Source organism: Methylacidimicrobium cyclopophantes, from assembly GCF_902143385.2.
GTDB classification, from domain to species: domain Bacteria; phylum Verrucomicrobiota; class Verrucomicrobiia; order Methylacidiphilales; family Methylacidiphilaceae; genus Methylacidimicrobium; species Methylacidimicrobium cyclopophantes.
Window position 1 is genome coordinate 1 of record NZ_CABFUZ020000203.1, and the last position, 9,019, is coordinate 9,019.

The 9,019-nt window shown below is 64.6% G+C and carries 7 protein-coding genes and 1 pseudogene; 6 read left to right on the forward strand and 2 right to left on the reverse strand.

What is annotated here, in order from left to right:
• Window positions 1–178: 178 nt before the first annotated feature.
• The 6 genes from FN369_RS08730 to FN369_RS08755 all read left to right on the forward strand — a co-directional run bounded on the left by FN369_RS08730 (window position 179) and on the right by FN369_RS08755 (window position 7,439).
• Complete coding sequence (locus FN369_RS08730; protein WP_246189640.1) at window positions 179–1,492, forward strand: WcaI family glycosyltransferase; 1,314 nt, start codon at window positions 179–181, stop codon at window positions 1,490–1,492.
• Between the two features lie 124 nt (window positions 1,493–1,616).
• Window positions 1,617–2,120, forward strand: coding sequence for a nucleotidyltransferase domain-containing protein (locus tag FN369_RS08735; protein ID WP_142525772.1), 504 nt, complete (start codon window positions 1,617–1,619; stop codon window positions 2,118–2,120).
• 4 nt (window positions 2,121–2,124) lie between these two features.
• On the forward strand, window positions 2,125–2,553 hold the full coding sequence (locus FN369_RS08740; protein WP_142525773.1) for a HEPN domain-containing protein: 429 nt from the start codon (window positions 2,125–2,127) through the stop codon (window positions 2,551–2,553).
• Window positions 2,554–2,771: 218 nt separating this feature from the next.
• Complete coding sequence (locus tag FN369_RS08745) at window positions 2,772–3,758, forward strand: NAD-dependent epimerase/dehydratase family protein (RefSeq protein WP_142525774.1); 987 nt, start codon at window positions 2,772–2,774, stop codon at window positions 3,756–3,758.
• A 334-nt stretch (window positions 3,759–4,092) separates the two neighbouring features.
• Window positions 4,093–5,223, forward strand: a complete 1,131-nt coding sequence (locus FN369_RS08750; RefSeq protein ID WP_142525778.1) for a glycosyltransferase family 4 protein — start codon at window positions 4,093–4,095, stop codon at window positions 5,221–5,223.
• On the forward strand, window positions 5,220–7,439 hold the full coding sequence (locus FN369_RS08755; RefSeq protein ID WP_142525775.1) for an amylo-alpha-1,6-glucosidase: 2,220 nt from the start codon (window positions 5,220–5,222) through the stop codon (window positions 7,437–7,439). Before FN369_RS08750 ends, FN369_RS08755 begins: the two co-directional genes overlap by 4 nt.
• A gap of 148 nt (window positions 7,440–7,587) precedes the next feature.
• Here the strand turns inward: FN369_RS08755 and FN369_RS11670 are convergent.
• Together FN369_RS11670 and FN369_RS08760 are read right to left on the reverse strand one after the other, a co-directional pair.
• Window positions 7,588–8,016, reverse strand: a pseudogene (locus FN369_RS11670) (VanZ family protein); the annotation flags it as partial.
• A gap of 220 nt (window positions 8,017–8,236) precedes the next feature.
• Window positions 8,237–9,019: ribokinase (locus FN369_RS08760; protein ID WP_142525776.1), on the reverse strand; the 783-nt coding region annotated here is incomplete at its 5' end.

The following is a 9,019-nucleotide window of genomic DNA, read 5'->3' on the forward strand; positions in this document are numbered from 1 at the left end:
GGAAAACGATTCGTTCGAGGTAGTTGCTAAGTGAGACGCGGCTTTTGGCTCCGGCGTTCAAAATTTGTATTCCTCCTGCGAAACGGAGAGTGGCCGACTCCGTCGGGAGAAGGAAGCGCGCGGACAATTCGCAGGGAAGACGCACAATCGGTTCGCCAAGGCGCCCGGAGACCCTAGAATGCCCGCGTCCGCCACGGGGCATGGGTCGATCGGCCGACGGGCGGCGGGAACCATGCGCATTCTTTTTCTAGGCATCAACTATTGGCCGGAGGAGACCGGAATCGCGGTCTTCAACACCGGCCGCTGCGAGTACTTGGCGAGCCGGGGTCATGAGGTGACGATGGTCACGGGGCTCCCTTACTACCCGCAGTGGCGGATTGCGGAAGAGTATCAGGGGAAGGGCTTTCTCTCCGAGGGGCGGAACGGGGTGCAGATTCTGCGTTGCCCGCTCTACGTTCCGGAGCGGGTCGATGCCCGGAAGCGGATCCTCCACGAGGCGAGCTTCGTCGCCTCGGCGACCTTTCGGGCCTTGGGTGCCCGGAAGCCCCAAGTTCTCTATCTGGTCTCTCCCCCCTTGGCCTTGGGAATGGCCGCCCGGCTCCTCTCCCTCGCTTGGAGGGTTCCCTATCTCTTCCACGTTGCCGATCTCCAGCCCGATGCGGCCCGCGATCTGGGAATGCTTCGAGAGGGACCCTTCCTTCGGCTCCTCTTCGGGCTCGAGAAGGCGGCCTACTCGGGGGCGGGGAGGGTGGCGACGCTGACCGAAGGGATGCGGAGGCGGATCCTCGAAAAGGGCTTTCCTCCGGAAAAGGTCCTGCTCCTTCCCGACTGGGCCGATCCGAGCCTCTTCGCGATCCCGCTGGAGATCGAGAGGGGAGAGTTCTGCGAGGAGAGGGGATGGGAGAATCGCTTCCTGGTCGTTCATTCGGGCAACATGGGGGTCAAGCAGGGATTGGAGGTGGTCTTGGAGGCCGCTCGGGAGACGGCGGGCAACCTGGAAATCCTCTACCTTCTCGTGGGGGATGGGGCGGCTCGACCTGCGCTCGAGGCGCGGGCGCGGGCGATGGGCCTAAAGAACCTAGTCTTCCTCCCGCTTTTGCCCCGTGAGGAGTTCCACCGGCTCCTCGCCGCCAGCGACCTCTGCCTCGTCACCCAGAAGCGGGAGGTCGGGGATATCGTATTTCCTTCCAAGGTCATGACTCTCTTGGCCGCGGGGAGGCCCCTTGTCGTATCGGTGAGCCCGGGGAGCGAGGTCGCCCGGGTCGCGGAAGAGGCGGAGGCGGGGGTGAGCGTCCCCCCGGAGGATGGGAAGTCGCTCGCGGAAGCGGTGTTCGACCTTTGGCGCGATCCCGACCGCCGGCGGCGGATGGGGACTGCGGGGCGGCGGTATGCGGAGGCCCGATGGTCTCGGGAAGCGGCGCTTTCTCGGATGGAGCGGGCGATCGAGGAGTTGCGCCGCCCAGACGGGCTCGATCGGTTGGCGCGGGCTTGACCGACAAACGATCCCGTCGCCGAAGAGGGAAGCCGGGCGCACTCGGCGAAGAAACAGACGGAGCTCCCTCCTTTTCCCTTTGCTGGGAAGCACTCCTGTGTCAGGCTCGAAGCGGAGGGAGCGGATGCGAGATCCGGATTTTCCCCAGGGATTTGAGCGGCTTTTGGAGCGCCTCCTCGAGGCGGTTCGGCTCTACTATGGCTCCCGCCTGGTTGCGCTTGCCGTCTACGGCTCGGTCGGACGGCGGAAGATGCGGCCCGATTCGGACATCGATTTTCTCCTAGTCGCTACTCCTCTGCCGCAGGGGCGAATGGCGCGCGTGGCGGAATGGGAAGTGGTCGAACGGTGGCTCTCCCCCTTTCTCGAAGAAGCACGAGCCGAGGGGATCTCCACGGAATGGTCCCCGATCTTTAAAACGCCGGAGGAGCTGGAGGCCGGAAGCCCCCTTCTCTTCGACATGACAGAGGATGCTCGGATCCTGTGGGATCCGGAGGGGGTGCTGCAAGGGGCGCTCCGGAAGATGGGGGAGCGGCTCGCCCGGAACGGGGCTCGGCGGGTCTGGAGCGGAAATGCCTGGTATTGGGAGCTCAAGCCCGGCCATCGGCCCGGCGAGCCGATCGAGATTTGATGGGATGATGGCGGAATCACTGGCGCAGAGCTATCTGCGCAAGGCCGAGGCGCGGCTGGCCTTTTTAGCCCATCTCCTGGAGTATGGGGATTATTCCGATGTGGTCCGGGAGGCGCAGGAGGCCGTCGAGCTCGCCCTGAAGGCGGTTTTGCGCCAGGCGGGGATCGAGCCTCCGCACGTGCATGACGTCTCGCCGGTCCTGCGCGCGCATCGGGAATACTTGGCTGCACCGATTCGGGAGAATCTGGAAGAGCTCGCCCGGATCTCGACCTGGCTTCGGAGGGAGAGGGAGCTCTCCTTCTATGGGGATATCGACTTCCTCCCGACGGAAAATTACCGCCGCGAGGATGCCCAGAAGGCACTGGAGGAGGCGAGGTTCGTAGTCGGCAAGGCTCGGGAAGCCGTGCCTGCGGGGATTCCGGAGAAGCCGTAGCGTGGCCGGTGGCGGTTCCCCGAAGAGGATCCGGGAAGGGCCTTGTCTCCGAAGGGCGCAACGGAGTGCAGATCCTGCACTGCCCGCTTTCCGGGAGGGAGCGGGCGACCCAGGAGTTGTGCCCCCCGGAAAAGAGGCTCGATCGGTTTGCGCGGGCTTGACCGACAGACGATCCTGTCTCAGAAGAGGGAAGCCGAAAGGAGCAGAAAGGGAGAATCATGCCGGAAGCACTCGTCTGCGGAGCGGGAGGATTCATCGGGAGCCATTTGGTGCGGAGGCTCAAGAGGGAAGGGTTTTGGGTCCGGGGGGTCGACCTCAAGTTTCCGGAGTTCTCGCCGACTGAGGCGGATGATTTCGTCCAGGGGGATTTGCGGGAGCCCGACTTCTGCCGACTGGTGGTCGACCGGCGCTTCGCCGAGGTCTATCAGCTCGCCGCCGATATGGGAGGGGCGGGATTCGTCTTCACGGGCGAGCATGATGCGGACATTTTGCACAATTCCGCCACCATCAACCTGAACATGCTCGATGCCTGCCGGAGGCGGCGGGTCAAACGGATCTTCTATTCTTCGTCGGCCTGCATCTACCCCGCCTACAATCAGGAGGATCCGGAGAATCCCCTCTGCTCGGAAGCGAGCGCCTATCCGGCGGCTCCCGACAGCGAGTATGGCTGGGAAAAGCTCTTCAGCGAGCATCTCTATCTTGCTTTTGCCAAGAACTACGGGATGGAGGTCCGGGTCGCCCGCTACCATAATATCTTTGGGCCCGAGGGTACCTGGAAGGGGGGAAGGGAGAAGGCGCCTGCGGCCCTCTGCCGCAAGATCGCCGAAGCTCCCGATGGCGGGGAGATCGAGGTCTGGGGAGATGGCCAGCAGACCCGCTCCTTTCTCTACATCGACGAATGCCTCGAGGCGAGCCTCCGGTTGATGCGCTCGGACTTTCCGGGGCCGATCAACGTGGGATCCGAAGAGATGATCCGGATCAACGACCTCGCCCGGCTGATCTCCCGGGTGGGAGGGAAGAGGATTGCGATCCGGAACGTTCCAGGACCACTGGGGGTTCGGGGGAGGAACTCGGACAACCGGCTCATTCGGGAGAAGCTCGGCTGGGCTCCGACCCAGCCGTTGGAGAAGGGGATCGCGTATACCTATGCTTGGATCGCCGAACAGGTGGCCGGCGATCGGGGAGGGAAGAAGCCGGGCGGATGAGGCGCGGCGAGGAGGGGAGCGCTCGACTTACCCTGACTCTTCTTCCACGACCGGTTCGGTTGGATCCCTTTCCTTTGTCTGAGTCGCGCTTTCGGTCGCGAATCTGCCATGGCGCTTTCCGGCGGAAAGCCGGCAGAGGAGTGCTCGACCTTCCCAGGGGGGAGACCGCCGCCGTTCGGTTGGCAGCAAAGACGATCTTCCCGGCTAATGGACTGGTTGTCGCTGGTTTGAGCGGCGGCTTGCGCTCTCGGGCAATGGCGAATATTTTTCCGCGTGCTTGGCGGGAGCCCGCCCGCCGATGCGCTGGTTTTGTGGCGCAACCCGAGCGATTCCTATGCGAATTGCCCAGATTGCACCTCTTGCGGAGGCGGTTCCCCCCCCGCGTTATGGGGGGACGGAACGGGTAGTGGCCTACCTGACCGAGGAGCTGGTTCGGGCCGGTCATGAGGTGACGCTCTTTGCGAGCGGAGATTCCTGCAGCTCGGCAAGGCTCGTCCCTTGCGCCCCTCGATCGCTGCGAACCGATCCGTCGCGCCCCGACCCGCTCGTCTATCACGTCTTGGAGCTGGAGCAGGTCCGCCGGCAGGCAGACGAGTTCGACCTCTTTCACTTTCACATCGATTTTCTCCACTTCCCGCTCTGCTACGAGCTTCCGGGACCGACGCTCACCACCCTCCACGGCCGGCTCGATCGCCCCGACCTCGCAGTCCTCTTCGAGCTCTTCTCCGATTTGCCCATCGTTTCGATCTCCCACGCCCAGCGGGAGCCGATCCCCCGGGCCAACTGGATCGGGACCGTCTACCATGGGCTTCCGCTTGCGCTCTATCCTCCTCGGTTTTCCGGTGGAGGCGGCTACTTGGCCTTTCTCGGCCGCATCTGCCCGGAAAAGGGTCCGGAGCAGGCGGTGGAGATCGCCTGCCGCGCCGGCTTGCCGCTGAAGATCGCGGCGAAGGTCGATCCGGTCGATGAGGGCTATTGGCGGCAACGGGTCGAGCCATTGATCGCTCGCTCTCCGGGGGTGGAGTTTCTTGGGGAAATCGACGATCGGCAGAAGGTGCGCTTTTTGGGGGAGGCGCTGGCGCTCCTCTTCCCGATCGATTGGCCGGAGCCCTTCGGGATGGTTCTCATCGAGGCGATGGCCTGTGGGACCCCGGTCATCGCCTACCGCCGGGGAGCGGTCCCCGAGGTGGTCGTCGACGGGGAAAGCGGCTGGATCGTCGACTCCGTCGAGGAGGCGGTGGAAGCGGTCCGGGCGATCGGCGCACTCGACCGGCGGCGCGTGCGGGCGCTGGCGGCCCAGCGCTTCTCCTCGAGCCGGATGGCCGACGATTACCTCGCCCTCTACCGGAGGCTGTTGGGCGGCGGAGGCCCGGAGCGACCGAAACCGGCGGATTCCCGGAAGCCTTCTCTCTTGGATGAATGGAGCCGGCTTTCCCCCGCCGAAAAAAGCACTCTTCGGAGATGAGCGACGAGACGACGCTCGGGAAAATCGGATGGGGAGGACCCGGGAGCTTCCGGCCCGAGCCGGAGGAAGCGGCCCTTGGCTATGCAATTCAAACCGCGGCCTCTCTCCTGCCGCTTCTTACTCTCAAGCACGGAGATCTCTTCGCAATTTGCGACCGGAAGGGAGACATCGTCTCCTATCGCGGCCTGGCCGAAGGGCTCTTCTACCGGGACATGCGTCACCTCTCCTACTACTACCTCACCTTCTGCGGAGAGCCTCCGCTTTTGCTCAGCTCGAGCCTGCGCCACGACAACGCGCTGCTGACCTGCGACTTAACCAATCCCGACATTGTCGACGGAGAGGGCAGGCGCATCCTCCAGCACGACCTCGTCCACATCCGCCGCTCCCGCTTCCTTTGGAATGGTGCCTGCTGGGAGCGCCTCGCCCTGCGCAACTTCGATGAACACCTCCATCGGATCGAGCTCTCCATCCATTTCCGGGTCGACTTTGCGGATATTTTCGAGGTGCGCGGGAGCCGCCGGCAGCGGCGCGGACAAAGAGATCCCGCCCGGGTCGGAACGGAGGAGGTGCTCCTGCGTTACGTGGGGCTCGACGGACGCGGGCGGACCACCCGACTCCGCTTCGATCCGCAACCCCTCTCCTTGAGCCCCGATTCGGCGGTCTTTTCGATAGAGCTTCCTTCCCGGGGGGCGGGGATGGTCTTCGTGGAGATCGCATGCGAGGAGGAGTCGGCAAGACGGCCGGTGCGCCCCTCCTTTTACGCCTCGTTCCTGGAGAGCCGAAGGGCGCTGCGGGCGGCCAGCCGGCGGGCTGCGGCCATCGTCAGCTCCCACGCGATCTTCAACGAGGCGATCTGCCGATCGATCTCCGATCTGGGCATGCTCCTCACCGAAACGAAGGAGGGGCCTTACCCCTATGCGGGGGTCCCGTGGTTTAGCACCATCTTCGGACGCGATGCGCTCGTCACCGCATTGGAAACTCTCTGGCTCGATCCGGAGATCGCCCGCGGGGTCCTCTCCTGTCTAATGATCACCCAGGCTCGAGAGGAGGATCCGCGCTGCGAAGCGCAGCCGGGAAAGATCGTTCACGAGATCCGCCAAGGCGAGATGGCGGAGCTTGGGGAGGTTCCCTTCCGCTGCTACTACGGGAGCATCGATGCCACTCCGCTCTTCGTCCTCCTGGCGGGAGCCTACTGGGAGCGGACCCACGACCGGCCTACCGTGGAGGCTCTCTGGCGGGCGGTGGAGGCGGCCGTTTTTTGGATCGATCAGTTCGGAGATCGGGACGGGGATGGCTTCGTCGAGTATGCGTCGCAGCCGTCGGGCGGGCTTGTGAACCAGGGATGGAAGGATAGCCACGATGCGGTTTTCCACGCGGAAGGCTCATTCGCCCCGCCCCCGATCGCTCTCTGCGAGGTGCAAGCCTATGTCTATGGAGCCCGGAAGGCCGCCGCCGTCTTGGGGAGGCTCTTCGGAAAGGAGGAGTTTGCCCTCCGGCAGGAGGCGAAGGCCGAAGAGCTCCGCCAGCGGTTCGATGCGGCGTTTTGGGATCCGCAGCTCGGGAGCTATGTGCTGGCTCTCGACGGAAAGAAGCGGTCCTGCCGGGTCCGGACTTCCAATGCGGGCCATGCCCTCTTTTCGGGGATCGCCTATCCGGAACGAGCCGCGATCCTGGCCGAAACGCTCCTCGAAAACCGCTTCTTTTCGGGTTGGGGCATTCGAACGGTTGCGGCAAGCGAAACCCGGTACAACCCGATGAGCTACCACAACGGGTCGGTTTGGCCGCACGACAACGCCATGATCGCTCACGGTTTGGCACGGTATGGGTTTCGGAAAGCGGCGGCGCGGATCTTCGAGGGGCTTTTTGCGGCTTCCACCTATATTGATCTGCGCAGGCTCCCCGAACTCTTCTGCGGATTTCCCCGCCGCCGGGGGCAGGGGCCGACTTTCTATCCGATCGCTTGCTCCCCCCAAGCTTGGGCGACTGCGGCACCGCTCTTCCTGCTCCAGTCCTGTCTTGGACTCGGCTTCCTCCCCTCCCCGCCGACGGTCTTCTTCGACCGTCCCGTTCTTCCTCCTTTCCTCGAGGAGGTCACCCTCGAGAGGCTCTCAGCAGGGGGCAGCCGGGTCGACGTGACGCTGCGCCGGGCGGGGGAGGAGGTCGCCATGCAGGTCCTTCGCCGGGAGGGACCGATCCAAGTAACGATGACGAGTTAGAGGCTGGGAAATGTCGTGCCGAGGGCGCAGACGAGGCAGAGGGGAGCGAGCCTAACCGGCCGGCCGGGGAAGGGGGACGCCGCTCCCTCCCGCTCCGGAGACGCATCCAGAAGCCGGTCAGAAGGGCGCCTAGGAAGCCCCCGAAGAGGTCGGCCACCCAATCGCGGGGGTCGGGCGTTCGTCCGGGAATCCACCTCTGGTAGTTCTCGTCGACCGCGCCAAGCAGGGCGACCGCGGCGGTAGCCAGAGGCGTGGCGCCGGTGGCCATTCGGGCGAGCATGCCGGCGCCGGAGTAGGCGGTTCCGTGGAGGAGCTTGTCGTTCACGAGCCCTACTTCCCGAGGGAGCTTGGACCCGGGAATGCTCGAAAGGGAGAGGAGAAGGAGGGCGTAGGCGAAAAAGGCGATCCAGCGGAAGATCCGCTTCCCCGACCGGCGTGGCGGGGCGCTCGCGACGTGGACATCCCCCTGTCCGGAAGCCTCGGGATGGGAGGAGGGAGAATCCCGCTTGGGCGAGGCTTCACTCTGTCGGGCGGGCGGATTCATCGGTTCTACGCTCTTGTTCGCCAAGAAACCCATCGCTCTCCGGGAGGAAAGGTCGGATCGCTTTGCCGGGAGATTCGACCGGGAGCCGGTTGGCGAGCGAGAATGAACGGGGAAGCACGGGTCGTCAAGAGACAAAGGGTGCGGCTCGGCTCTTCTCCGTCCTCGTCGGATCGTGCCGACCGTTTGCGTTTCGGAAGAGCCCAGTGGCCTTCGCCATGGGGAGCTTCCGGCATCCGGCGGTCCGTTCGAAGCGTCAGGGCCGCTCGGGCAGAGAGACGATCTCTTCGGGATCGGGAATGGAAGAAAGGGCTCCGGGCCGAGTGCAAGAAAGGGAGGCGGCTTTGACGGCCACGGTGGCCGCCTCGAGCAAGCCCTTCCCCCGGAGCAGCTCTGCAGCGAAGCAGCCGGCAAAGATATCTCCCGCTCCCGTCGTGTCGACCGCGGCGACGCGGGGAGCGCGAACCCGCGTCGGGGGTTTCCCCGCCGTGCAAAGAAAAACGCCCAAAGCTCCGGCGGTGACGAGGAGAGTTTGGACTCCCCGCCGCGCAAGCTTCCGGCTCCCTTCCTCGAGATCTCGGGGAAATCGGGCAACGCCGCCGAGCTTCAAGAATTCCGTTCGGTTTACCAAGAGGTAGTCGGTGGCGGCCAAGATCCCATCGGGAAGGGGAGCGAGCGGCGAGGCGTTGAGCAGAGTCGTGATGCCCTTGCCCTTGGCGGCCGAAAAAGCGGCCTCGACGGTCGATATCCGGATTTCCAACTGGCTCAAGAGGAGATCTCCAGGCGCAAGAGGCGCAAGCCGCGCTTGTGCTTCTTGGGGATTGAGGAGCGCATTGGCTCCCGGCACCACCGCAATCCGGTTCCGGCCCCGGGGATCGACCTCGATCCAGGCCAAGCCCGTCGACGCTCCTTCGATCCGTTCGACCAGGGAGAGATCGACTCCCGCCTCTTGAAGCGCCGTGGAGAGCTGCTCCCCGAAGATATCTTTTCCGAGAAAGGCGACCAACTTGGTCGGAACCTTCCAGCAAGCGGCGGCCGC